General features: G+C 44.2%; 19 protein-coding genes and 1 pseudogene. 6 read left to right on the top strand and 14 right to left on the bottom strand.

Features of this window, described 5'->3' with window-relative positions; all coding sequences use genetic code 11:
• Nucleotides 1–195 (top strand): annotated as a pseudogene (locus tag REC12_RS08850) (hypothetical protein); the annotation flags it as partial.
• A 799-nt stretch (nucleotides 196–994) separates the two neighbouring features.
• Here the strand turns inward: REC12_RS08850 and REC12_RS26470 are convergent.
• The 8 genes from REC12_RS26470 to glgB form a co-directional block, all read right to left on the bottom strand.
• Nucleotides 995–1,240: an HTH domain-containing protein gene (locus tag REC12_RS26470; protein ID WP_374214192.1), complete on the bottom strand. Its 246-nt coding sequence runs from the start codon at nucleotides 1,238–1,240 to the stop codon at nucleotides 995–997.
• Nucleotides 1,241–1,334: 94 nt separating this feature from the next.
• Nucleotides 1,335–2,081: a MerR family transcriptional regulator gene (locus tag REC12_RS08845; protein ID WP_308893687.1), complete on the bottom strand. Its 747-nt coding sequence runs from the start codon at nucleotides 2,079–2,081 to the stop codon at nucleotides 1,335–1,337.
• Nucleotides 2,082–2,128: 47 nt separating this feature from the next.
• Nucleotides 2,129–5,782 (bottom strand): bifunctional glycogen debranching protein GlgX/4-alpha-glucanotransferase, encoded by a 3,654-nt coding sequence (locus REC12_RS08840; RefSeq protein WP_308893685.1) that lies wholly within the window; start codon nucleotides 5,780–5,782, stop codon nucleotides 2,129–2,131.
• A gap of 103 nt (nucleotides 5,783–5,885) precedes the next feature.
• Complete coding sequence (gene glgA / locus REC12_RS08835) at nucleotides 5,886–7,316, bottom strand: glycogen synthase GlgA (RefSeq protein ID WP_308893684.1); 1,431 nt, start codon at nucleotides 7,314–7,316, stop codon at nucleotides 5,886–5,888.
• Between the two features lie 21 nt (nucleotides 7,317–7,337).
• Nucleotides 7,338–8,459, bottom strand: coding sequence for a glucose-1-phosphate adenylyltransferase subunit GlgD (gene glgD, locus REC12_RS08830; protein ID WP_308893682.1), 1,122 nt, complete (start codon nucleotides 8,457–8,459; stop codon nucleotides 7,338–7,340).
• 19 nt (nucleotides 8,460–8,478) lie between these two features.
• A complete protein-coding gene (locus REC12_RS08825; RefSeq protein WP_308893681.1) occupies nucleotides 8,479–9,672 on the bottom strand; it encodes a glucose-1-phosphate adenylyltransferase in 1,194 nt (397 codons plus the stop codon).
• Nucleotides 9,673–9,712: 40 nt separating this feature from the next.
• A complete protein-coding gene (locus REC12_RS08820) occupies nucleotides 9,713–12,184 on the bottom strand; it encodes a glycogen/starch/alpha-glucan phosphorylase (RefSeq protein WP_308893680.1) in 2,472 nt (823 codons plus the stop codon).
• Nucleotides 12,171–14,087 carry a 1,4-alpha-glucan branching protein GlgB gene (gene glgB, locus REC12_RS08815; RefSeq protein ID WP_308893678.1) on the bottom strand — a complete coding sequence of 639 codons (1,917 nt, stop codon included), beginning with the start codon at nucleotides 14,085–14,087 and terminating at the stop codon, nucleotides 12,171–12,173. The genes REC12_RS08820 and glgB overlap by 14 nt, the downstream gene beginning before the upstream one ends.
• A gap of 987 nt (nucleotides 14,088–15,074) precedes the next feature.
• On the opposite strand from glgB, the gene REC12_RS08810 reads away from it, so the two are divergent.
• Entirely contained in the window at nucleotides 15,075–16,301 is a 1,227-nt protein-coding gene (locus REC12_RS08810; protein WP_308893676.1) for a S1C family serine protease, read from the top strand.
• A gap of 259 nt (nucleotides 16,302–16,560) precedes the next feature.
• On the opposite strand, the gene REC12_RS08805 is transcribed toward REC12_RS08810, so the two are convergent.
• A complete protein-coding gene (locus tag REC12_RS08805) occupies nucleotides 16,561–17,496 on the bottom strand; it encodes an alpha/beta hydrolase (RefSeq protein WP_308893675.1) in 936 nt (311 codons plus the stop codon).
• 187 nt (nucleotides 17,497–17,683) lie between these two features.
• On the opposite strand from REC12_RS08805, the gene REC12_RS08800 reads away from it, so the two are divergent.
• Together REC12_RS08800 and REC12_RS08795 are read left to right on the top strand one after the other, a co-directional pair.
• A complete protein-coding gene (locus REC12_RS08800) occupies nucleotides 17,684–18,436 on the top strand; it encodes an ABC transporter ATP-binding protein (protein ID WP_308893673.1) in 753 nt (250 codons plus the stop codon).
• The gene (locus REC12_RS08795; RefSeq protein WP_308893671.1) at nucleotides 18,417–19,337 is read left to right on the top strand and encodes a SufB/SufD family protein; all 921 of its coding nucleotides are present in this window, start codon (nucleotides 18,417–18,419) and stop codon (nucleotides 19,335–19,337) included. Before REC12_RS08800 ends, REC12_RS08795 begins: the two co-directional genes overlap by 20 nt.
• 301 nt (nucleotides 19,338–19,638) lie before the next feature.
• Here REC12_RS08795 and REC12_RS08790 read toward each other — a convergent pair whose 3' ends face one another.
• Genes REC12_RS08790 through REC12_RS08775 form a run of 4 tightly spaced genes read right to left on the bottom strand, consistent with a single transcriptional unit; the run spans nucleotide 19,639 to nucleotide 22,250 of the window.
• Complete coding sequence (locus REC12_RS08790) at nucleotides 19,639–20,397, bottom strand: ABC transporter permease (RefSeq protein WP_308893670.1); 759 nt, start codon at nucleotides 20,395–20,397, stop codon at nucleotides 19,639–19,641.
• Nucleotides 20,394–21,365: an ATP-binding cassette domain-containing protein gene (locus REC12_RS08785; RefSeq protein WP_308893696.1), complete on the bottom strand. Its 972-nt coding sequence runs from the start codon at nucleotides 21,363–21,365 to the stop codon at nucleotides 20,394–20,396. Before REC12_RS08785 ends, REC12_RS08790 begins: the two co-directional genes overlap by 4 nt.
• A 25-nt stretch (nucleotides 21,366–21,390) precedes the next feature.
• On the bottom strand, nucleotides 21,391–21,966 hold the full coding sequence (locus REC12_RS08780) for a hypothetical protein (protein WP_308893669.1): 576 nt from the start codon (nucleotides 21,964–21,966) through the stop codon (nucleotides 21,391–21,393).
• Entirely contained in the window at nucleotides 21,963–22,250 is a 288-nt protein-coding gene (locus REC12_RS08775) for a PadR family transcriptional regulator (protein ID WP_510167165.1), read from the bottom strand. Before REC12_RS08775 ends, REC12_RS08780 begins: the two co-directional genes overlap by 4 nt.
• Nucleotides 22,251–22,610: 360 nt before the next feature.
• Between REC12_RS08775 and cax the strand changes: the two genes are divergently transcribed.
• Together cax and REC12_RS08765 are read left to right on the top strand one after the other, a co-directional pair.
• Nucleotides 22,611–23,645 carry a calcium/proton exchanger gene (cax, locus tag REC12_RS08770; protein ID WP_308893668.1) on the top strand — a complete coding sequence of 345 codons (1,035 nt, stop codon included), beginning with the start codon at nucleotides 22,611–22,613 and terminating at the stop codon, nucleotides 23,643–23,645.
• 205 nt (nucleotides 23,646–23,850) lie between these two features.
• Nucleotides 23,851–24,261, top strand: coding sequence for a YidH family protein (locus REC12_RS08765; RefSeq protein ID WP_308893667.1), 411 nt, complete (start codon nucleotides 23,851–23,853; stop codon nucleotides 24,259–24,261).
• 776 nt (nucleotides 24,262–25,037) lie between these two features.
• Here the strand turns inward: REC12_RS08765 and REC12_RS08760 are convergent.
• On the bottom strand, nucleotides 25,038–25,265 hold the full coding sequence (locus REC12_RS08760) for a glutaredoxin family protein (RefSeq protein ID WP_308893666.1): 228 nt from the start codon (nucleotides 25,263–25,265) through the stop codon (nucleotides 25,038–25,040).
• Nucleotides 25,266–25,332 lie beyond the last annotated feature (67 nt).

Here is a 25,332-nt window from a genome sequence, read left to right as displayed (position 1 = left end):
CCGGAACTTAATCCGGTCGAACAGATTTGGGATGAAGTTCGAGAAAAAGGATTTCGTAATGAGTTGTTTAACACCCTAAAACACGTTGAGTTGCGGTTGTGCGATACACTGGTAAGTTTAGAAAATGATCCTCTAAGAGTTCGGAGTATTACAGGTTGGGATTGGATAGTATCTAATATGTTATATGCAACTTAGTATTATATTCCTCAAAATTACTTTTAAGCCCTTGCAAAATCTAGTTTCTTTGATATTTATCAAGAGGCTGTCTCAAAATAAAATGGACCCTATAAAATAGAAAGTTAGAAAAAGGAGCATTATAAATCAAAATATGACAAAAGCACTGGGTTATTGTATCCCTGCGGATACAATTTCCAGTACTTTTATTTAAAACTCATATCTATTAACTTATGGAAAAGTTAATGAAATCATTGGATATCTTCAACGAATATATGTGCAGTTTGCAAGTTCCTAACTATGTAAGGCACTACGGTGATAGCCTCGATGAATTCAGAACGGGCTGAATTTTCTCATCAGTCTGCTGATTTTCTTCTAGTTCATGCGAACTCTTATATGTAGAAGACACATGTAGTATCATATCCACGGAAACGATACGCTTCAAGGATAAGCTCAAAATCTTCTCGGTCATGTTCACAACGTTGCTGTCGTTTATTTTCTGTAGTTAATCATCTATAATAACCTGACCTGGATACGCCTGCAATTCCACACAACCAAGAAATATTAAGTTCATTATTGTCCCGCAGTGTCATTTCTCGGATGACGTTGAACTTTTCTTCCGGTGCTGCTTCTGCCGCATTACTAGGGTGGCTTTCTTGTCAAGAAATTCGATTTTTAAAAACTCATTCTCTTGTTTAAGGTGTTTTATTTTGTTTCTAATCTTACTATTCGTTCTTTATCAGTCAATTCTTCTTTAAGTGAAAGACATCCCGAATTAACACCTCTCTGATCGCTAAAATCGTCTCCTCGAGCTTTATATTTATATATTTCCCATAAATCTCTCAATGCGCTTTTTACCCCGTATATGTGGATTAAACCCCATTTCCCTGAGAATAACGGATGGTGGATTGCCTTCTAAATATTTTTTGGTAAATGTGATCTTAAAATCATCGGAATATGTAATAGTTTTATTGCTTGCTTTTTTAACGTATGGATTCATATTTAATTGTTGTACCTGCTCATTTGTAAAATAATTCTTTTCCCTAATAGGATTGTGTCCTTCCAAAATGAATATCAAACGAAAAAGGCCCTGTAAAACAGAGTTAGCTAAATTTTGGCTATAGAGCCCCTTTAAGTTGATGTCTAAATTTTATACCTAGTTAGTTTAGAGCAGCAAAGGTCTCCGCCGCGAAACAGAGATAGTAGCTAAGCCCTAATTGCATGCTCTCCAGCATATTTCTGTGAAATTCATCTTCCAAAAAGAATCTGGTCTGACCGGCGAAGGCCCTTTTATCAATTTCCTGGCCATGTCCGTTCAAAAAATCCAGATGTTCTTCCAACAGATTATATAACCTTTGATCTGTTGCGGGCCAACGATTTTGAAGAGCAGCGCAAACGCTCTTTAAAAACCACTGAGCCTCTTGGGCTTTATCATTTAACTCTTCCACTTGAATTCCCCGGTCTTTTATCATGTCATAACCATATTTTTCTTTGAGATAATCATTTTGCTCCGCAAGCGCCTTTTCCCATTCTTCGTGCTTAAGCCCTTGAAACATTGCTGTTTTGTCCATGATTTCCCCTTTCCCGGCGCAGTCAATGGACTCTGCCAAAGTTTTAAACAAACAGTCCAAGCGCTGCCTGCGCGCATCAAGCAGCTCATGCTGTTTTCTTAAACACTCCAGTCGACTCGGTTCATCCTCCAGCGCCTTCTTAATATCCTTGAGGGAAAAATCAAGTTCACGGTAAAATAAAATTTGCTGCAAGCGTTCCAACTCCTTCATCCCATAAAGACGATACCCGGACCCGCTGATTTCACAAGGCATTAGCAAACCGATTTTATGATAATGATGGAGGGTCTTTACAGTTGTTCCTGTTAAGTTGGCAATTTCTTTCACCGTGAATTGCATGTCTTCTCACCTCAAGAATCATGATAAAGGCTAACCAAAGGTAAGAGTCAAGAGTTTCCTGGCGACAGCCTTTGGGATACTTTTGCTAAGGAACGCAGCCAATCTTTCACCTCTGCTGTCAGCAGCTTCTCATCCAGCTTCCATTGCCAGTTTCCCGCAACGGTTCCGGGAACGTTCATTCGGGCCTCAGTATCCAGGCCTAAAATGTCTTGCAGCGGAGTAATGACCCAAGCGGCTTCGCTCAGATACAAATCTTCAATAAGCTTCCGGCAAGCCTTTTTTGCCTTTTCTGTTCGGCGTTCCGGTTGCTGTGCTGATTGTTCCTCCGACACTCCCTGCCCATCCTCAGGTTCCTCTTGGTTTGTAAAAATCGTGGATCTGTACCAACCTAGTAAAGTATCGTTGTCGTGAGTTCCCGAGTAATAGACGATATCCTTGTCGCCTGCAGTCATTTCTGCAATGGAGGTGAACTGAAGAACTTTCATACCCGGGAAACCAAAAATCCTTTTCAGAACGTTAACTTCCGTCGTAATGATCCCCAAATCCTCGGCAATAAAAGGCAGCCTGCCAAATTCCTCCGCCAGGCTTTCAAAAAAGCGTTTCCCCGGCCCTTTCATCCAGCGGCCGTTGACCGCTGTCTTTTCCCTGGCATCAAGCTCCCAATAAGCCTCAAAACCGCGAAAATGATCCAGGCGAACGTAATCAAAGAGCCCTAAAGCAAGTTTTATCCGTTGCTTCCACCAGATATAGTCTTCCGCAGCCAAGAGGTCCCAGTCATAGACCGGATTTCCCCACAACTGGCCGGTCTTGCTAAAATAATCGGGAGGTACTCCGGCTACTTTAGCAGGTTTTCCGGACTCCTCCAGCTTAAAAAACCTGCGATTAACCCAAACGTCGCAGCTATCGCCTGCTACAAAAAGCGGGATATCCCCTATCAATTTAATCTGCTTTGCTAAAGCATATCGGCGAAGCTCTTGCCATTGATAATAAAAAGTATATTGAACAAAGCGATTAAATTCCATTTCTTGCGCAAGCTGCCGCGAATACTCAGCCAGTGTATCAGAGTTGCGCAGGGCAAGACCCGGCTCCCAATCGTACCACGCCGTATCTCCAAAATAGACTTTCAGGGCCCGGTATAAGGCGTAATCCTCCAGCCACTCCCGGTTATCCTTTTGAAAGTTTAAATAGTTCCGGCGGGAAAGATAGTTGGACTTTGGCAGAGATTTATTCAACTCTTCATCTTGAATTTGAGCCAGAAAAGCATCATAAGCTTGGCGAAGACAAATTTCCTTAAACAGCTCAGGCATCAGCAGCTCTCCGGATAAGGTTTCCAGCCAATCTGCTCGCAAAAGTCCTTCCTGGACTAAATTTTCCAAGCTAATCAGCCTTAGGTTCCCGGCAAAAGCAGAATCGCTCTGATAAGGAGAACCTCCCAACCCCACTGGATTTAAGGGAAGTACTTGCCACAGAGATTGCCCGCAGTCAACTAAACAATCAATAAAGCGATAAGCCTCCGGCCCTAATCCCCCCATTCCCAGTTTCGAAGGCAATGAACTAAGATGCATTAACACTCCACAAGAGCGGGAAAGGTCCTGACGTGGAAATGAAAATTGACGATACCTGTTTAACAGAACTTGAGCGGACAAAGGATTTAGCTTAAATGTCCGGGTGTTTGGAGTATCCTGAGTACCTCGGGTACCCTGGGCACATTGAGCCATTTGGGGATCTGGCAGGCCCTGGAAACCCATAGTACTTGGAACAGTTAGCATCTTTGGCTCACTGAGAGTCTCTCCGTCCAGCAAATTAATGATTAAAGGACTCTGAGCCAGACTATAGCGCCAATTCCGAGGCAAAGTAATTTCCTTAGTTTGTGTCTTATGACGATTAATCAAGACTAGAATTTCCTCGTCTTTACCCGAACGCCTAAATCCATAACAATCAGGTTCCGGACAAAAGGACTGGAAATCTCCTGACTGTAAGCTTTCATACTCCAGGCGCAGCCTGATAATCCTTTTATACCAGGCCAGAATTTCTTTGTCTTCCCGCCCCCAGGGGTATGTTCCGCGATTATAAGGATCGCTGTACCCTTCTACTCCCGCTTCATCACCGTAATAGACGCAGGGCACACCGGGAAATGTCATTTGGATCAGGCTGATAAGCTTCAGCCTTTGCACTGCCAGCTCACGGGCTTGAGGAGGAAGCTTAAAAGTCCGCCTCCCGCTTTCCGGCAAATCTTCTTCAGAAGGAGCTTCTCCTAAAAGGGTTAAAATTCGTTCCCGATCGTGACTGCCAATGATATTCATGGCCCCATAGAAGTTCTCCCGGGGGTAATTTTCGTACAAGCTCATGACCCGTTGATGGACTAAATTGGAACCCGCCTGCCCGAGAAGAAAACGGAGAAAAATCTCCCGAAATGGGTAATTCATAGTTGCGTCCAACTCATGACCCCAAAAATACTGGCGCAGTTTGCCATAGCTCTGCTTATTGGAGGCATCTTCCCATACTTCTCCGATCAAAACCGCTTCCCCATTGATTGTTTTGATTGTTTGTCTGAGTTTCCGGATAAATTCATCCGGAAGCTCGTCGGCAACATCCAGCCGCCAACCGGCAATTCCTTTTTTCATCCACTGGGGAACAATTCCCCTCTCAGCACTGAATAAAAATTCTTGATAGGAAGGCTCTAATTTATTCACTTCCGGCAAATCTTCAACATTCCACCAGGATTTATACTCCTGAGTATGGGGTTTGAATTGATACCACTTGTAATAGGAAGAGTCTGCCGACTGATAGGCCCCCAAGCCGGGATAAGTACCGTAACGGTTAAAGTAGATGCTGTCACTCCCGGTATGACTGAAGACGCCATCCAAGATGACGGCAATCCCATATTGTTTTGCTTCCTTCACCAACCGCTCGAAAAGCTTTTCGTCTCCGTACATGGGATCGATGCGTTGATAATCTGCCGTATCATATTTGTGATTACTCACTGCTTCAAAAATCGGGTTGAAATAGATCAGGCTTATGCCTAATTCCTTGAGATAAGGCAGCTTTTCTATAACTCCTAACAAATTGCCGCCAAAAAAATCCCAATCAGTCACCCTTCCTTTTTCATCTTTGATATAAACTGGACTGTCATACCAATTAGTGTGCCAAAGGGTGTTTTTTCTGGAATAAAGAGGGGAACCGTTTTGCTGAGCGTAATAAAACCGGTCTACATAGATCTGATACATGATTCCCCTCTGGTACCAGGCAGGAATTTCCACAGGATCGTAGACAGTCACCTGATAAGAGGAAGGCTCTTTTTCCCCAAGCCTTCCCTCCCCGCCCCAGCAGTCATTATTATTACCGTAATAAAATTCCTGACCTCCTGCGGAAATCCTGAAATAATACCAGACAAGGCCAGGATCTTGCGGGGCTTGATACTCCGTTGCAAAGAGGATTTTCTGTTCAGAGGATTGGAGGGCATGTCCGTCTGCAGCGCCTGGAACTGTTTCCTCTCCTGTCCCTTGTCCCGTAATCTCCGTTTGGACAATCATGGGAATTAATTGTTCTTTATCTCTCTCCCAAATACGTAAAAAACAGCCTTCCACCGAGTCCGCCGAATATATTTCAAGGCGAAACAAGATCCTTTGCCCACAGGGGACTGCTCCAAAAGGACTGCGATAAGCCAAATCATGAGAGTCATGATACGCGGAAAATCCCATTGTTACTCTCCTACAGTTTAATCTCCAACACTTTTCAACATCGTCAGGCTAGAAAAATTCAGAGCAAAGCCAGCTGCCTAGTTGCACTGATGAAAAATTCTCTTTAAAGCAATGACTTATAGATTTTTATATAAGCATCGGCTGATGAATTCCAACTGAAGTTCCGATTCAAGGCGCTGTTTTGCAATTTAGTCCAAGCAGATTTATCCGAGTTGTAGAGCCTTACAGCTCGCTGAATTGTAAACAGCAATTCATGAGCATTGTAATTAGCGAAGCTAAAGCCATTGCCTTCACCTGTATATTCATTATAGGGAATCACCGTATCTTTTAAACCTCCCGTTTCCCGCACAATTGGAATTACTCCATAACGCATGGCAATCATTTGGGATATGCCACAGGGTTCAAAGCGTGAAGGCATCAATAACATGTCAATTCCAGCATAAATTTTATGCGCCAGTTCATCGTTAAATTCCCTTCGGAAGGCGAACTTTGCCGGATATTTATCGGCAAACCCCTGCAGTACCTCCTCATACTGTTGGTCTCCCGTTCCCAGGATAACCATTTGCACATCAAGCATAAGAATCTCTTCCATAACGAAGCTGAGCAAATCAAGCCCTTTCTGATCAACCAAACGGCTTACCATCCCCAGAACCGGAAGGTCAGCCCGCACTGGAAGCCCTAAAATTCTCTGCAAGTCATTTTTGTTGTTTTCTCTGGCCTGGGAAGAGGTCCCATAAGGAGACACAATGCAAGGGTCTAAATAAGGGTTATAAACCTCATAGTCTATGCCGTTAAGAATGCCGGTTAAAGACTCCCTGCGTTTTTGCAAAACCCCTTCGAGTTTCTCTCCGTAGAAAGAATACTGTATTTCCTGAGCATAGGTCGGACTCACCGTCGTAATCCAGTCAGCATAGAGAAGACCGGCTTTCATAAAATTAACCGCACCGTGGAATTCCAAAGCATCCTCGGTAAAAAGTGTTTCCCTCAACCCAATTACATCTGTAAGAACCTCTCTGGGAAAAATCCCCTGGTATTTAAGATTATGAATCGTAAGCACAGTCTTGAGGGAATAATAAAGGGGTTCTTTAGCGTAAAACTCATTTTTCAGCAAAGGCACCAAAGCCGTATGCCAATCATGGCAATGAAGGATATCCGGCTTAAATTCAGGCAGATGAACGAGACTTTCCAACACTGCCCGAGAAAAGAAGGCATATTGTTCCGCCTCGTCATAATCTCCGTAAATTTTGGGCCGCTTAAAATAATACTCATTGTCGAGGAAATAGTAACGAATCCCGTTATAAATTAATTCTTCCAGCCCGCAATACTGTCTGCGCCAGCCCACAGGGACAAAAAATTGATTAATATGTTCCAGCCTTTGCCGAAAATCTTCGGGGATAACACTATACTTCGGCATAATGACGCGAACATCCGCACCCTGTCTCTGCAAGGCACCGGGCAACGAACCGCCAACCTCACCCAAGCCACCCGTCTTGACAAAAGGGTCCGCCTCCGCAATTGCAAATACAATTCTCATCTTACCCCTCTTTTCTCAATCTTAAACCAAGGCACCTTTTAGTACGACCAAGGGAGTATTCTGGTTTCCTTTGAGGACATTTCCGGCATGGACTTTCACAAATTTGTCAAGAATGACATAATCCAAGCTAGTATTAGCCGAAATCCTGCATTTCTGCATGATAATGCAGTTGTTGATCGTGGCCCCCCGTTCCACAATCACTCCACGAGATAGGATCGAATTATTCACCTCTCCTTCAATGACACACCCACTGGAAATTAAAGAATCCGAAGCTTTAGCCTGATTACCGTATTTGGTGGGAGGATTGTCCACAACTTTAGTATGAATCCGATCATGACCCATGAGGACTTCCCCGCGAATTGCCGGATTGAGCAATTCCATGCTCCGTTCAAAGTAATCCTTCACTGAATTCAGCGTTCCAAAATATCCGTTAAAAGGCGCCCCGAAAATTTTAAGCGAGCCGATGTTTTCTCGAATAGCGTCTATTAGATTGGTTGCTTCCATGGAGCGGTATCCTTCGACAATTTTCAGAAGAAGCTTCCGGCGAATAATGAGCATATCGATAAAATAATTTTGGACTTGTCCCGCCGGACTTGTTGCTTCATCTCTGTGAATATTCAGGATCTCTTGATGATTTCCCAGAACAAGACGCTCTTTTCCGGTCATGGTGGAAGAATCCGCGCTCTCTTTATAAATTAGAGTAACATCTGCTTGATTCTTTTGATGATTTTCCAAATAGCCTTTGTAGTTAATGTTAAAAACATGATTGCATCCACTGATAACAATATTTTCCGATGAGTCTTTTTGCAGATATTCAATATTAAGCTGCAAATCTTTCAAGTGAAATTTACCGTTTTCACCGGATAATCCATGAATCGCCCCGGGTAGAATAAACAAGCCCCCCGATTTACGATCAAGAAACCAATCCTTCCCGGCCCCCAAATGATCGAGCATCGATCTGTAATAGCGAGGAGTAATCAAGCCAATGGTCCATAAGCCGGAATTGACCATACTGGACAGGGCAAAGTCCAGTAAGCGATAGCGCCCGCCAAAAGGAACCGCCGCTATCGACCTTTCGAAAGTTAAACCCCGCAAACTGTCAGAACCGTTATTTGCAAACAGGATACCAATTGCGTTATACATCCGTCGCCCTCCCTCCCGTTTAACGAGCCGAACACAGATTACTGCCTGCTTGGATGACCAACCCTTCTCCCAAGACATAGTGATCTTCGATGACGGTAATCCCCGCCTGGTGTGCGGCAGAATCTGTTTCCAGGCCCACCAAGCAGCTGCTCATTATTTTCGCATTTTCGCCGACAATTGTTTTATTAACCGTCGAATGACTGCCTATCCTGGCGTGGGGCAATAAAATAGAGTTCTTGACGGTTGCCCCTCCCTCGACAACGACACCGGGAGCTAAAATCGAATGGCTGACCTCTCCCAGAACCACGCAGCCATTACTGATTAAACTGTTTTGAATCCTAGCTGCCGGACCAATATACTGCGGGGGCAAAATATCTTCATTGGAAAATACCCTTTGGGCAGGATCAAAGAGATTGATAGCCTCCTCTCTTTCCAGAAACTCCATGTTGGCATTGTAATAGCTTTCTATGGTACCCACATCCCGCCAATAACCCTGGAATTTAAAGGCGTAGAGTTTTCTTCCCAGTTCTATTTGTTTAGGGATAATATTTTTCCCAAAATCATTTTCCGATAACTCATCCTGAGCATCATCAAGCAGCGCTTTTTTAAGAGTCGGCCAATTGAAAATATAGATTCCCATCGATGCCAAATTGCTGTCCGGGTTGGACGGTTTCTCCCTGAACTTGGTGATTTTACCGTCTTCATCACTCGTCACAATGCCAAACCGGGAAGCCTCCTCCCAGGGAACTTCAATCGTCGAGATCGTTATCTCCGATCCTTTTTCCTTATGATAATTCAGCATTGTAAGGTAATTCATTTTATAAATGTGATCCCCCGAAATAATGAGCACATAATCAGGATCATAGAAATTAATAAAATTCAAGTTCTGAAAGATGGCATTGGCCGTTCCTTTATACCAGCTTAATTCGTGTTCTCCAATATAAGGAGGTAAAATATGCACACCGCCATAAGGGCTATCTAAGTTCCAGGCCGAACCCAACCCAATATACGAGTTGAGCAAGAACGGTTTGTACTGAGTGAGGACCCCGACGGTATTGATGTTAGAATTTGCACAATTACTCAAACTAAAGTCAATAATTCGGTATTTCCCGCAAAATGAGACCGCAGGCTTGGCTATATTGCGAGTCAGACTGCCTAGCCTGCTTCCTTGTCCCCCCGCCAAAAGCATTGCAATACACTCTTGTTTATGCATACTTTTTCACCTTCCTTTCCGCCTGTCACCACCTACTGAACTATTTGGTTCCAAGTTTATTTTTAAAACGCTTATCTGGAAAATGAGAATCAAAACGGCGAAAATTAGTTTTCCAAATCTGATTGGCATATTCTTTGATACTGCGATCACTCGAAAAAATGCCCGCCTTAGCAATATTGACCAAAGATGTTCTATGCCAAATATCTTGCTGGGCGTATGAATCTTGAAGTTTTTGGTAAGCTTCTAGGTAAGCATTAAAATCCTTTAAGACAAAATAGTCGTCATTGTAAAGCAGCAGTGAGTCAAAAATTACCCGAAACTCCTCGCCGGCGGTTTCAAAAAATCCGTTGACTAATTGGTCGACACACAGTCTCAGGCTCTGATTGGAGTAGTATTGATCTAAGGATTTATACCCCCCTTCGCGTGAATAGCGCAAAACTTCCTCCGCCGTAAGTCCAAAGATAAAAATATTCTCCTCTCCTACAGCCTCTTTAATTTCTACATTCGCTCCATCCAACGTTCCAATTGTAACCGCGCCATTCACCATAAATTTCATATTTCCCGTACCCGATGCTTCTTTACTGGCCGTAGAGATCTGTTCGCTGATATCGGCCGCCGGGTAGATCAGTTCGCCAAGAGAAACATTAAAGTTCTCCAAAAAGACAACCTTCAGTTTTTGCTTAACTTCCGGATCTTTATTGATTTTGTTGGCCAAGGTATTGATAAGCTTAATAATCGTTTTGGCATAGTGATATCCGGGTGCCGCTTTTCCTCCGAAGATAAAGGTCTGCGGGTCACGTACGGATTGAGGATCGTTCTTGACCTGATTATATAAATGCATAACCTTCAAAATGTTAAGAAGCTGCCGTTTGTAAGCGTGTATCCTCTTAACCTGTACATCAAAAATCGACAGCGGATCAATCTCTAAACCCTGTGATTCTTTCACATGTTTAGCTAATTGACACTTATTGAGATACTTGACTTTGGCAAGCTTCTCAATAAAGCTGGAATTGTCTTTGTAAAACAAAAGATTCTCAAGCTCTTCGGCATTTTTCTTCCAGGCAGGCCCTATCGCCTCCGTAATCAGCTCAGACAAAGCCGGATTAGCAGCTAAGAGAAATCTCCGGTGGTTGATACCGTTCGTTTTGTTATTAAACTTATAGCTGAAAACCCTATAGTAATCTTTAAAGACCTGATGTTTCAAAATTTCGGTATGCAGGGCGGCAACCCCGTTAACCGATGAGCTGCCGATAACGGCAAGGTTGGCCATCTGAACTTGTCCGTCTTTGATAATTTGGGTATTGTGAATGAGCTCCCAGTCGTCTAAAAACCTTCTGGCTAACCGTTCTTTAAATCGCCGGTCGATCTCTTCGACGATCATGTAAATTCTCGGTAAAAGGTTTTTGAACAAATCAACCGGCCATTTTTCCAAGGCCTCGGGCATAATGGTATGATTCGTGAAAGAGATGGTATTCACTGTGATGTTCCAGGCCTGATCCCAACCCAGGCCTTCTTCATCAATCAGGATGCGCATTAATTCGGGAATACACAGCACCGGATGCGTATCATTGATGTGAACCGCCACCCACTTGGAAAAGTCCCCCAAGGATATATTGCGCTTTTTGAAGCTGCGCATGATTGATCCTAAACCCGCTGCGACAAAAAAATACTCCTGCTTCAGTCGCAATTCCTTGCCTGAACGACCGTTATCATCGGGGTAGAGAATATAAGAGATAGCCTCAACCTCCGACCTCAGGCTTACAGCCTGATCGAACTCTCCGCGATTAAAGGAATCAAAATCCAACTCATTGGCTACGGGTTCGGCGCTCCACAGGCGCAAATTATTGATATTAGACGGATTGTCGTAACTCATAATGGGAATATCATAAGGTACCGCTAAAACCGGCTCATAATGCTCATGGTAAAACATTAATTTGTCTTGAACAGATTCCGCCCGAATAGTCCCTTTAAATTTTACGACAATACTTTTCTCTGTTCTGGGTATCTCCCAGGGATAGCCATTCTTGAGCCAATTGTCCGCCACTTCGGTTTGAAAGCCATTTCTTATCTTTTGTTCGAACAACCCATATTTATAGCGCATACCGTTGCCATGCCCTGATATGCCTAAAAAGGCCATGGAGTCCAAAAAGCAGGCAGCCAATCTCCCCAGACCGCCATTGCCCAGGCCCGGATCAACTTCCTGTTGTAATAAATCGTCAAGATTGATATGCAGCTCTGCTAAACCTTCCCGCACCAGTTCCTCTATTTCCATATTGACCAGATAATAATGAAGAAGTCTCCCGATCAGAAACTCCATAGAAAAATAATAAACTTGTTTGGTATACATTGTTGACTTCTTCGTTAAAGCCCGGTTAAAGCTCATATTCTCTTTAAGCAATAGAACCAAGGTTTTGTATTTGTCCCACAGCGAGCCTTCATCGAGAGTAATCCCTTCTGTCTCACTTATCTTGGTAAGATAAGCCAATTTGAACTTTTCTTTATCGTCGAACATGTGATACACCCCACCTTAATTTGTATTGATACCGTGGTTTGAATATGACGATTGCTAAGGGTGGAACTTTAACTCTCAATGAAAAAGTCCTGTCATGCCATTTAATCTTTTCTGCCACAAGCGGTGCCTGATTAAGATGATTGGAACCTCCAAAAAATTCAGCGTCAGAATTAAAAATCTCCTGATAGACTCCCCTGCGGGGAACACCTATGCGAAAATTCTCATAGCTCACAGGCTGGAAATTGATCACTATAACGAGGAAATCACGGGGATTCCTGGCCCGACGGCAAAAGACCAGAATACTTTGCTCATTGTTATCCGCGTCAATCCATTCAAACCCTGACCAATCATGATCATTCTCCCAAAGCGCCTTTTCCCGTCGATAGAGTTTGTTAATCCTTCTGACGTATTCCTGGTACTTCCGGTGCAGATCATAATCCAAAAGCAGCCAATCCAGTTCCGCATCACAACGCCACTCTATGAATTGGGCTAATTCCCCACCCATAAACATCAGCTTCTTACCCGGATGACTCATGAAATAGCCTACTAGGTTCCTTAACCCCGCGAACTTTTGCCAGTAGTCTCCAGGCATTTTATCCAAAAGCGAGCGTTTGCCATGAACTACCTCGTCATGAGAAAGGGGAAGTACGAAATTCTCGGAGAAAGCGTAAGTCAGGGAAAAGTTTAAAAGCTGATGATGCTCTTTCCTCCAGGAAAATTCCAATTGCATATAGCGCAGGGTGTCGTTCATCCAACCCATATTCCACTTAAAATTGTAACCAAGCCCGTTGACATAGGGAGGATAAGAAACCAATGGCCAGTCTGTCGATTCCTCAGCAATCATCAGAACTCCCGGATAGTCTTTAAGAACAACTTCATTCAATCTTTGCATAAAAGCGATAGCCTGCAGATTTTCCCTTCCCCCATGAATATTGCGTTCCCATACTTTATCCGGCTTTTCAAAATCCAGATAAAGCATACTGCTGACTCCATCCACGCGGAGTCCGTCAATGTGGAATTTTTCAAACCAAAAAACAGCGTTGGAAATGAGGAAACTCCAGACCTCAGCTTTGGAAAAATCAAAATTGTAAGTCCCCCATTGTCCATGTTCATCTTTCTCGTAGACCGACGAGCCATTAAATTTTCCCAAGCCATGAGCATCTTTGCAAAAATGCCCCGGCACCCAGTCCAGAATCACCCCGATCCCTGCCCGATGGCAGCAATCAACAAAATACATAAAACCCTGAGGAGTTCCGTAGCGGCTTGAGCAGGAAAAATACCCCGTTACCTGATATCCCCAAGAACCATCATAAGGATGTTCCATGACTGGCAAAAGTTCAATATGGGTATAACCCATGCCGACAACATAGCTTAACAATTCCTCAGCGAAATCAGACCAATGATAAAAACTTCCATCTTCTTTTCTGCGCCATGACCCCAAATGGACTTCATAGATCGCCAAAGGCTTCTCTTTGGGCTGACTTGTCTCTCTGCGTGAAATCCATTCCTGATCCAGCCACTGATAACTCTCAAGAGAGTAGAGCCTGGAAGCCGTCAAAGGTCTCAGCTCTGAACAGAAGGCGAAAGGGTCGGACTTCAGGAACGATGTGCCTGTTTTGGTCTCAATTTTAAACTTATATAAGCCCTCTAATATTCCTGGAAGAAAAAGTATCCACACACCCGTCGTTCCGATTTCAGTCATCTTAGTCCGCTTTGAGTCCCAGTCATTAAAGTCCCCGACAACATACACGGCATCAGCATCAGGTACCCAGACCGCAAAGTGAGTTCCCAGTTGGCCATTCTCTTTAATAATATGAGCACCAAACTTTGTATAAGACTTATACAATTCACCCCGGTTAAATAAGTAGATTTCTTCCCTGCTTAAAAAATTCGTGCTGTTCATAGATCCCTGCCTTTACTCATTTCTTTAAATATTATATTCCATTTTTTGTAAAATTGGTATATCCTTTGTAAGAGCCCTAAGCTTACAAGCTCGAGGACCCAACTCTTGCAATGAGGATTAAATATAACGAAAACTTGGCTGACGCCAAGCTTTGCATAGGCGGCTGCCTAGTTGCACTTATGTCCCGGTCAAGAATTGCCTAGGGTCCCTGACGGGAAAGGCCTTGTAGAAATACAGGCGAAGGTTATACTTTCCGACTAGTATAAAAAATCCGCACGAACACCGAGTTTTGGTATAATAAGACGCTAATCTAAATCAACCAAAAATAAATGTTTTTATGCGGAAATATCAGAGAAATTGAAAACACATTTCAAATTCACGGTTATTTGATTAGCTATATTATATATGAAGTTAGGAAGAGGTTCAAGACCTGGCTTTCTTCCACGCTATTTATTAATTTATTTAATTATTTGACACCTTCCAACTAGTTTTAAATAAGGGAAATAAAAAATTGCTTTTTATGAAAAATCTAAAGAAGGATAATGGCAGGAAAAACCACATTAGGACATTTATATAAGCATTTTGTCGTTTTTAGGTATTTAGGTATAAGAAAACTCCTACCAAGCCTTTCCAGGCAAAGGTAGGAGCCATCAGCTATTTTAAGTATAGCAAACGCTTATTTAAAGCATACAGCGAGCCCCATCGCAGAGTTATCAATCGTTTTATTTTCTTAATATTATACCACCAAGCAAGCGAAAATCAACTAATTATTGCCAAACAATCACCGTACTTTTGTAAATCTTTAATTCAATTTAATCTCCAGAAAAACTTCACAATTTGTACTTTTTTGTATCACAAATTTGAGTTATCCTTGAGAAGTAAGCAAAATATGCACTTTTGGTGCAATAATTCTTACCCATCGTTAGCATTCTTTTAAAAAAGACAACTATCGACTCGACATAATTTAACAAACTAGGAGGAATTTTCATGGATGAAGAAATCCGTTTAACTAAACCTGAGGATATCCAATCTGCTGAGGAACCGGTGACAGAAAACCAAAACTTCAACCCTCAGCCCGCCTGGCAGCCGCCCAAAAGCAACAAACCCAAGCGAGGGAAATTTGTTCTTGCCACAGCAGGGCTTTGCATCATGAGTGCCGTCATCGGCGGCCTCACTGCAGTGGCGGTAGTTCCTGCGCTCAATCCTGTGAGTACAGCATCAGCTCTCAAAACAACAAGTTCGATTACCCAGGTATCCACCACCGCTCAGACTGAAACTCCGGTTTCCCAAATCGCCAAAGATGTCGGACCGGCCGTCGTCGGCGTCTCCAATTTCCAATCCGGACAAAGCTTCCTCGGCAACAGCGGCAACCTGCAGGAAATCGGCAGTGGTTCCGGATTTATCATTGATGCCCAAAAAGGCTATATCGTAACCAATAACCATGTCATTGATGGAGCACAAAAGATTACGGTCAGCCTAAGCGACGGCCGAAACCTCGTGGCCAAGGTTATAGGCGCCGATCCGAATACAGACCTGGCCGTCTTGCAGATTTCCGATACCAAAAACCTGACTGCGGTCCAATTAGGAGATTCCAGCAAGCTTGAAGTCGGAGAACCTGTAGTCGCTATCGGAAATCCAGGCGGAGATGAATTTGCCCGCTCCGTAACCACAGGCGTCGTTTCCGCTACCAATCGTACCCTTGACATCCAAGGGGAAGCCAGTTTTAACCTTATCCAAACCGACGCGGCCATCAATCCCGGCAACAGCGGCGGCCCCCTTGTCAATTATCAAGGACAAGTTATCGGCATTAACTCGGCCAAATATGCCGAGTCCGGTTTCGAAGGAATGGGCTTCTCCATCCCTATTTCCGATGCCCTGCCGACAATCCAAGAGCTCATTAAATCCGGCGTAGCCACCCACCCCGCTCTTCTGGTAAGTGTAAACGATCAATATCTCTCTTACGCCCAAGATAACAACCTGCCTCTGGGAGCTTATATCTCCACTGTCACTCCCAACGGTCCTGCCGACAAAGCGGGCATCGAAAAAGGAGATGTCATCACTAAAATCAACAACGTGCAGGTGCAAAGTTCCTCCGACCTTGTTCGGGAACTTTACAAAAACTCCGTGGGCAGCAAAATATCGATAACTTATGTCCGCGACGGAAAAACGAAGACCGTCCAAGCAACATTAGGACAAATCTCTTCGAATCAATAAAAAAAATCGCTTCATAAAGAAAACCCGGCTTATGTCGGACTTACGAGAGCGGAAACCGCTAATTGACCTTCAGTAAAAGGGGAGCGTCGCAAAACTACTTTTTAAGGTAGCAAGCGATGCTCCTCAAATTATACGCTAGCTGCGAGTTCTTTGGGACCCGCAGTTTTATTTTTAGCAAAAAGGGTACCCCTTTTCCTTTTGCCAAAGTCTTTAGTAGATTGTAATTATTTTTTCAGGCTTTATAGAGAGGTATCTTTCGCTATCCATCAATATGTCTGTCAAGCCAGGCGATAACATCTCCTATCACCTCGTCTCGATTCACCTCATTAAACATCTCATGCCGTCCGTCTTGATACAGTTTATAAGACACATCGCGGAGACCCATCTTTTGATAAGTTTTAACAAGCTTTATAACCCCTCGGCCGTTTTTGCCGACAGGGTCCTTTTCCCCTGAAAAAATATAAATCGGCAGTTCTATAGGAACCAAGGCAAGATTGCGCTTATCCTCAATGTCCTTAAGCCCGCCCAGGAAATCCTCAAAAAAGCCGGCACTGAAAACAGTCCCGCAAAAAGGATCTTGAATGTACTTGTCAACCTCCGCCGCATCCCTGCTCAGCCAGTCAAAATCGGTTCTTTTGGGCTTAAAAGCTTTATTATAGTTTCCCAAGGTCACTTTGGTTAGTTTCTCACTTCTTGCTTTCCGCCCGTGTTTTTTGACTTCGGCTTTGGCCAGATAGAGCGCTGCAGAAAGAAGAATTCCCTGCTTGCCGCAGGAGCCGGATAAGATAGCTCCTTTTAAAGCCTTTCCATACAACATGATATATTTTTGAGTTACAAAAGAACCCATGCTGTGCCCCAATAAAAATAAAGGAAGCTCAGGATAGTCTTTGCTGATCATACCGCTCAATTGGTGAAGATCCTCCACCAGCCATTTAAACCCTTTCGTTTCAGCCAGAATGCCGAGCTTGTCAAGTGTCTGAGCGGTTTTTCCATGTCCGCGGTGGTCATGTATATAAACAATATATCCGTTAGCGGTGAGTTTCTCGGCAACTCGTTCATAGCGCGCTCCCGTTTCCGCCATACCATGAGCAATTTGCACAAGGCCTTTAACCTTGGTTGTTTGCTCAGGCAGCCACTTATAGCCGAAAATCTCCGTCCCTTCCCCCGATTTGAACGTAAAAGTCTGAGAAAGCACAGGCCTCCCCCCTCTGATCTATTAACTATGCCTGTTTAATTCTCCTGGCTCCAATATATTCCTGCTGATTGGGAAAAGATATTTTATATTGAAGGGCACTTACTAAAAATAAATTACTTTATCCCCTACAATAAAATGTCGGATTATGTTATTGTGGAACCTAGATGAGTACTAAGGAGGAATAGGAATGCTGGAAATCCAGAACGTGTCTCTGGAACTCAATGAGGGTAACGGGGTCGAAATCCTCAAGGAGATTAATTTAAAATTCTATGAGAAAAAGATATATGTCATCACCGGACCCAACGGCGGGGGCAAATCATCCCTGGCCAAACTCATCATGGGTGTTTACACCCCCACCTCGGGAAAGCTTTTACTGGACGGACAAGAGATCACCAACCTGAGCATTAGCGAACGGGCACGCTTGGGAATCGGCTATGCCTTTCAAAATCCACCGCGTTTTAAAGGCATTAAAGTGAAGGAACTTCTTCAGATGGCAGCCTCCCATAACCCTGAAAAAGTCAATATTTGCGACCTCCTTTATGATGTGGGCCTATGTTCCCAGGATTATCTCAACCGAGATGTTGACGCCAGCCTTTCGGGGGGAGAAATGAAGCGGATCGAAATTGCCACTGTCCTGGCCCGCAACCTGAAGCTGGCGGTGTTTGACGAACCGGAAGCCGGAATCGATTTGTGGAGTTTTCAGAAGCTGGCGGAAACTTTCAGAAACATTCATTTAAAATATGAGACGACTATCGTGATCATCTCGCATCAGGAACGGATTATGGAGTTGGCCGACGAAATCATTCTTATGTCTAACGGAACGATCAGTGCCCAATCGGAACGCGATACAATCCTGGCGGGAATTCTCAATAACGACGCATGTCTTTGCAGTGCGAACTGTGCGAAAGGAGGCGGCCAGAATGCTCAATGCGCTGGATAAGCTTATGCTGGAGAAGGTGGCAGACCTTCATGAAGTCCCCCAAGGAGCTTTCAATATTCGGAAGAATGGCGTTGGAGTAGAAAGAAATACCACGGCCAACATCGATATTGTCACCAAAATCGGCAAACCGGGAATTGACGTGATTGTTAAACCCTATACCAAAGGAGAAAGCGTTCACATCCCTGTTATCCTAACCGAGGAAAACCTCAATGACCTCGTCTACAATACCTTTGAAATCGGGGAGTATTCCGACGTTTTGGTTGTCGCCGGATGTGGAATTCATAATTCCGGAGACCACAAATCTCAACACGACGGTATTCACAACTTTTTTGTCCGCAAAGGGGCAAAACTTAAATATGTGGAAAAACACTACGGTCAGGGCGAAGGAACCGGCGAACGGGTACTTAATCCTAAAACTATTATCGAGGCCGAAGAAGGCGCCGTAGTCGAACTGGAAATGATTCAGATAAAAGGAGTCGACCACACCAAGAGGGACACTCAAATCCGGCTCATGGACAACGCTAAACTCATTGTTACCGAACGACTCCTGACCAATAAGGAGCAAGATGCCGAATCGAGCATAACAGTTGAACTATTAGGGGCGGATTCTTCAGCTCAGATCATCTCCCGCTCGGTCGCTCAGGATAATTCCAAACAGGAATTCTATTTTGATTTAGTCGGACGCAACAAAGGACGGGGCCATATTCAATGCGACGCCATTATCATGCATAATGCCCAAGTTCTGTCCACTCCGAAAATATCCGCCCATCACAGCGAAGCTCAGCTTATTCATGAAGCGGCCATTGGCCGGATTGAGTCTGAGCAGCTAATCAAGCTGATGTCCCTCGGTTTCTCAGAATCTGAGGCTGAAGATACCATTCTCAATGGCTTCCTTAAATGAGACTCTTGTGAACTTCTAACCCGGTACTTATCCCAGCGCTTTTATTTAAAAGGCTGTGCTAAAACTTGTTTATGTTCTTTTTACATCCCCACTTTTGCCTCTATAATCGAGAATGGAAAAGCGCCCTCACTCCACTTTGACAGTGAAAGGAGGGCGCTTTTTGAACGTTGTAACCACTTTGAATTTTGGGGACTGTGTTTTCACACAGACAGTTTTCAGGGCAGCCCCTTTATTACGTTAAACGGCTTTCCAACTTACTCAACTCAATAAATAAGCGGCGGCAGAACAACTGTATTAGTGTCTAGGCCACAGCCTTATGATATATCCGTGTTGCCCACCACAGCACAACCACGGTAAGCGGAACCATCACGACAAAGGCTTTTATTGTTTCCGTGCTGACCAATATTCCGGTGGATAAGGCCCTCGACGCCTCAACCGTATAATACATCGGATTGATATATGCTATTGCCCGCAGCCAACCGGGTGCTAACGACATCGGAAGCAACACGCCGGACAATAAAGTTAAGGGTAGTTGTATGCTTGTGACAACAGAAGCCAAACCGCCAATTTCCTTGAAGATCAATCCAAGACTTCCCGACCAGGCGGATACTACGGCAGTCAAAAGGCAAAGAAGTAGTAAGAGAACGGAAAGTCCAAACAAATGAACAGCGAATCCAAAAAACGAGGAAATTAAAATTACCAATATTGACGGTATGAGAAACGCCACAATATCCTTCAGCACTCCGCCCATCATAATGGAAAACCGGCTTACCGGACTTACACGCAGCCTTTCAATCACCCCGCTTTGAAGTTCCCAAATAACTGTCCAGCCCGCGCCCATGCCTGAGCTGAAGGCAAGCAAGGTCAATAAACCGGGAACAAAATTATCGAGTACATCAGCGGTAGTCAACGGCGGGGAACTTAGGTTTTTGAGCAAGGGTGAAAACAAAGCGATATATAAAAGCGGGGTCATTAATCCCGAGAGCAGCCAAACCGGCTGACGGATTGTTTCCCTCAATTTGCGCTTAAAAAACAGGATTGTTTCTCTCCATAATCTCATTTGCTCTCCTCCTTTCCGGTGTCACGGAGCGAACGCCCGGTCTGCTTGAGAAAAACGTCGTCTAAAGCAGGCTCGGATAGGGATATGGTATCAAGCTCTATGTGTTTTTCTTTTAACAGGTCGAACAATACCGGCAAGGCTTTTGCCCCGTCATTGACATACAGAAAAACAGTTTCGCCATCCTCGCGTGTTTCATTCACAAAATCCAGCTCTTCCCAAAGCCCCTGTACCACATAGCCGCCCGCTTTCAACCTCATTTGTATCACGTCACCGGAGATTTGACGCTTTAAGGCGGCCGGCGTTCCTTCCACGACAATCTTTCCATAGTCCATAATGGCAATCCGGTCTGCCAACTCGTCAGCCTCGTCAAGATAATGCGTTGTCAGGAAAATAGTCATGCCATTTTCTTTGAGTTTACGGATATGCGCCCAAAAATTCGCCCGATTTTGCGGGTCAAGGCCTGTTGTCGGTTCGTCCATGAACAAAATATCCGGCTCATGGATAATGCTCAGGGCAATTTCCAGCCGCCGTTTCTGACCGCCCGAATAGGTACGGACAATCCTGTCAAGCAGTTCATCCAGTTCAAAATGGTGGCTTAGTTCGTGGACTTTCTTTTCAATCTCCCCCCGCTGCATACCGTACAATTTACCCGCCATTATAAGGTTTTCCCGCCCAGTCGCGGGTAAATCCGCGCCCCCAAGCTGACTGACATATCCGATATGCTTTCGGACTTCATGCGGTTTCTTTTTTACGTCAAATCCGGCGATAGCGGCCGTACCGCTATCAATAGGAAGCAGGGTAGTCAACATGCGCTGGCAGGTCGTTTTTCCCGCGCCATTTGGCCCCAAAAAACCGAATATTTCTCCCCGCCTGACTGTTAAAGCTACGCCGCGCACCGCTTCAACAAGCCGACTTTGTCCCCGCGTCCGCGTGTGAAAAGTTTTCTTCAGGTTTTCTGCTTCAATCACACAATACAACGCCAATCCCTCCCCTTTATCTCTTTTTTATTAAGGCTATTACCCCATGGGATATTTCCCCAAGGCCAATTCCAATAACACTCCCAACGCCCACACCAATTAGAGTATCAAGCCAGCCGCCGCTAAGGAAGGCTTCACGTCCGCCCCCGGATACAAAGCCTATTAACCCGCCAAAGCCTAATCCTAAAAAGAGAAATCCGCCGTAAAACAATCCTATAGCTTCATAATCAGCAGGATTCTGAGACAGGTAATACTCCACATACCTGTCACGTATATCTGCGGCCTGATCACTGTCGCTGTCCGCTTTTAAGGCTGTTTTCGCCATTGCCAAAGCTTCCTCTTCCGTATGCCCTTGTTCAACCAGGTCGGTAACATAGTCACTCATATAAAGCGTTAAATCATCTCTTGCCTCTAACGTCTGTCTGGAAGTCAACTTGAATTTTGACATCTTGCGCAGGAGTTTATCCTTTACCTGACCGCTTTTACGACCCAAGCGTTCAAAATAACTGATTTCAGCGTTGCTCAAATGTTTACCGGCTTCCTCACCCGCGAAACGCCGGATATTTTCTTGTGTTTCCTTGCTTAAACTCATTCAAAATCTACTCCTTTCAGTTTTTCAATTTTTTCGGAGAGAAAAGCCCACTTTTCCCAAAATAATGTGAGTTCTTCCTTTCCTTTCTGATTTAAGGTGTAAAACTTGCGCGGCGGTCCCAATTCAGATGGCTTCTTGGTGATATTAACCAATTTGTTCCTTTCGAGGCGTACCAATACGGTGTAGACGGTACCCTCCGCAATATCCTGAAAGCCCAGCTGCTTTAGAAGGCGCACAATTTCATAGCCGTAAACTTCACCGTTACCAATGATCTCAAGAATCATTCCCTCTAAGACGCCTTTCAACATCTCGCTTAAATTATCAATGGGTATTACCCCCTTATGCCTTAGTACTCTTTATTACTTAGTACCAACTATATAGTATTGCGAAGTAGCCTGTATGTCAACAGGAATATCCCTGTCCAGATAAAGAAAACTTGATTCAGATGGAGTTTTAACTCCATCTGAATCTTAGTCAGCGGATAAAATTTCACCTGGCTACTCAAATTCACTCAAAGACACTACCGGTTCACGACAAGCCAGTTGCACAGGGAGGCAAAGTGCTTCATAATGTTTGGTAAGATCCTGCGCTGCATATATTAAGATTAACCTCGTGCAGTTTTTTAAATTTGAGGAGGATAAACTGTGAAGTTTCTTAATTTTTTTCTTTTGGCCATCCCGCTCAGCATCTTTTTGCACTTCACCAACAGTTCGCCCAGTTTGGTTTTTCTTTTTGCCTGTCTAAGCATTATTCCGCTCTCAGGCTATATGGGCAAAGCCACTGAAGAAATTGCCATCTATGTCGGCCCCAGCATCGGAGGCCTGTTAAATGCCACCTTCGGAAATGCCGCAGAATTGATCATTACGGTCTTTGCCTTGAAATCCGGCCTCCTTGAAGTCGTCAAAGCCTCAATCACCGGCTCAATCATCGGCAACCTCCTGCTTGTCCTCGGGCTCAGCATGCTGATCGGCGGTTTTAAGTTCAAGACCCAGAAATTCAACCGGGCAGCGGCGGGTATGCACACTTCCATGTTGCTTTTAGCGGTAACCGGGCTGATTATTCCCGCCATCTTTCTCAATTCTCATGCCAATCCGGCGGCGGAGCCCCTGAGTCTCGGCGTTGCCGCCGTTTTAATCCTCGTATATTTGCTAAGTTTGCTCTTTTCCCTTCACACTCATAAAGATGTCTTCCGCCCCAGCCAGGAACACTCGGAAACACCGAAATGGTCCAGACTCAAAGCACTGCTCATTCTTCTCATCGCTACCCTTTTTGTTGTGATCGAAAGTGAATTCTTGGTTGCCGGGATCGAACCTGTCGTTAAAACTCTGGGAATCAGTGAACTCTTCATCGGGGTCATCGTTATCCCCATCATCGGCAATGCCGCCGAACATTCCACAAGCGTCATGATGGCTTTAAAGAACAAAATGGAAATAAGCCTGGAAATAGCCATTGGTTCGAGCACGCAAATTGCCCTCTTTGTCGCCCCTTTACTCGTCTTTATCGGCTACTTGATAGGCCGGCCTCTTGATTTGCTCTTTACGAGCTATGAACTGATTGTCATCATTTTAGGAACTGTGATTACTGCCGTGATTAACATGGACGGCCGCTCAAATTGGCTGGAAGGCGCACAATTATTGGCAGCCTACGTAATCATGGCCTTGGCCTTTCTCTTTATATAAAGAAGACTTGATTCAGGTGGAGTTTTAACTCCATCTGAATCTTAGTCGCACTTATCCAGGGACTTAGCCGCTACTTAACTCACCGCTTGCCGAAGCGGGAGTCTTAGAGCGGATTAGTCAGCGGATAAAGCAGGTTATGTAAATATCCGGAGATAAATTTCTGATGAACAGAGTCATTTCTCAAAGATGTAAAGGAGGATTGGAGATGCCTAAATCAATTAAAGATGATCGCCCCGTGCAAACAAGCAACCGCCGTATTCACCTGGCCAATGAGCGAACGTTCCTGGCCTGGATCAGAACCAGCATTGCCGTCATGGCCTTTGGCTTTGTTGTTGAGCGCTTCACCCTGTTTCTCAAACAAATGTCTTATGTCTTAAAGCAAGCGAACGTGGATATTCCTTTACCTCCTTCGCATGGCTACTCGGCAATGATAGGAATCTTCCTGGTTGCTCTCGGCTCACTCATCAGCATTCTGGCCTATATTAAATATAAAAGAGTTGACGCCCAAATCGACGCCAATACTTATCAGCCTTCTTCATTCCTTAATATCTTACTCAGCGTTTCCGTCCTGGCGGTGGGAATGTTTTTGATTATTTACTTACTCCTGAGCGTTTAGGGAAAGAGCACCTTTTCCATAAAATGCTTTCACTCTTGTAGGCGAAGCTGCCTTTCGGGTCCATTGATTTTCGAGGATGTTTTCAGGATAGTTTATACTCTACACTAGTATCTAAGAAAAAGGCTGCGGATAAACGCATCGTTTACCGCAGCCTTGTATAGAACGACATTAAAATAAGAGCACGTAATGGTCTTATCTTGCACCAATATAGATCACTGATTACCCAACACTAATCTTTCGACTAAAGCTAAGCAAGTCACTACCTAAACTGATGGTTCGTTCGACCAGACAGGATATCTACCCAGCTAAATACAACTTTCCGGCTGTATCTAACCGGCGCATTTTCTTACACAGACATACATCATTAAACATATGGTTGTCTAAGATCATCAACACCCTGCAAAATCTTAGCCCGACCTTTTATGCTAAGTTTGAACCCTAAAACAATCGTCAGACTGCCTTAAAGCCTTTCCCTACCATAAAAAATCTTCCCTCCGACTATAAACAAAGCGCTTATCACACTTCTTATAATCTTTGGCCGACTTATCTATGCTCTGTAAAAGCATCTATAAATCTTGGCTCGACCATTACGTACCCTTATGATCCTAGTATACCCACGACAAGAACTAATACCCTGGTAAATTATTCCTGTCCAAGCACAAAACCTTTTATAAACAAAAACCATGCCTAACAGTGAATAAAGTCCACATGTAGGTATGGTTTTTATTTGTGAAAACTTATAAATATTTGTTTGGCAACCGCTTCATCTTGGGGACTTAATGCAACAGAGACATAATCTTATTCTTGTTGAAACCAACAACCATCTCCTCACCCACGATAAATGCCGGAACGCCCCTGATGTTCCGGCGCTGCAGTTCATTTAAAGCTTCTTCATCCGTACTGATATTGCGTTCCTGGAAAGAAATTTTGTTCTGCGAAAGAAACTCTTTCGCTGCTGTACAGTAGGGTCAGGTATCGCTGGAAAACATGGTAACGTTCTTCATTGGCTTTCCTCCTTATTTTTCCCAGATTAGGTATAAGTATTAGATAAACCGGCATTTTTTATCCCTA

Origin of the sequence: Candidatus Desulfosporosinus nitrosoreducens, from assembly GCF_030954495.1 — a bacterium.
GTDB lineage: Bacteria > Bacillota > Desulfitobacteriia > Desulfitobacteriales > Desulfitobacteriaceae > Desulfosporosinus > Desulfosporosinus nitrosoreducens.
The sequence above is the reverse complement of the archived record's forward strand: the minus strand, read 5'-3'. Positions and strand labels throughout refer to the sequence as shown.

Bases quoted from the DNA above. Each gene is read 5' to 3' on its own strand.
- REC12_RS08845 (WP_308893687.1), bottom strand. From the start codon at position 2,081: ATGCAATTCACGGTGAAAGAAATTGCCAACTTAACAGGAACAACTGTA.
- REC12_RS08840 (WP_308893685.1), bottom strand. From the start codon at position 5,782: ATGGGATTTTCCGCGTATCATGACTCTCATGATTTGGCTTATCGCAGT.
- glgA (WP_308893684.1), bottom strand. From the start codon at position 7,316: ATGAGAATTGTATTTGCAATTGCGGAGGCGGACCCTTTTGTCAAGACG.
- glgD (WP_308893682.1), bottom strand. From the start codon at position 8,459: ATGTATAACGCAATTGGTATCCTGTTTGCAAATAACGGTTCTGACAGT.
- REC12_RS08825 (WP_308893681.1), bottom strand. From the start codon at position 9,672: ATGCATAAACAAGAGTGTATTGCAATGCTTTTGGCGGGGGGACAAGGA.
- REC12_RS08820 (WP_308893680.1), bottom strand. From the start codon at position 12,184: ATGTTCGACGATAAAGAAAAGTTCAAATTGGCTTATCTTACCAAGATA.
- glgB (WP_308893678.1), bottom strand. From the start codon at position 14,087: ATGAACAGCACGAATTTTTTAAGCAGGGAAGAAATCTACTTATTTAAC.
- REC12_RS08810 (WP_308893676.1), top strand. From the start codon at position 15,075: ATGGATGAAGAAATCCGTTTAACTAAACCTGAGGATATCCAATCTGCT.
- REC12_RS08800 (WP_308893673.1), top strand. From the start codon at position 17,684: ATGCTGGAAATCCAGAACGTGTCTCTGGAACTCAATGAGGGTAACGGG.
- REC12_RS08795 (WP_308893671.1), top strand. From the start codon at position 18,417: ATGCTCAATGCGCTGGATAAGCTTATGCTGGAGAAGGTGGCAGACCTT.
- REC12_RS08790 (WP_308893670.1), bottom strand. From the start codon at position 20,397: ATGAGATTATGGAGAGAAACAATCCTGTTTTTTAAGCGCAAATTGAGG.
- REC12_RS08780 (WP_308893669.1), bottom strand. From the start codon at position 21,966: ATGAGTTTAAGCAAGGAAACACAAGAAAATATCCGGCGTTTCGCGGGT.
- REC12_RS08775 (WP_510167165.1), bottom strand. From the start codon at position 22,250: ATGATTCTTGAGATCATTGGTAACGGTGAAGTTTACGGCTATGAAATT.
- REC12_RS08765 (WP_308893667.1), top strand. From the start codon at position 23,851: ATGCCTAAATCAATTAAAGATGATCGCCCCGTGCAAACAAGCAACCGC.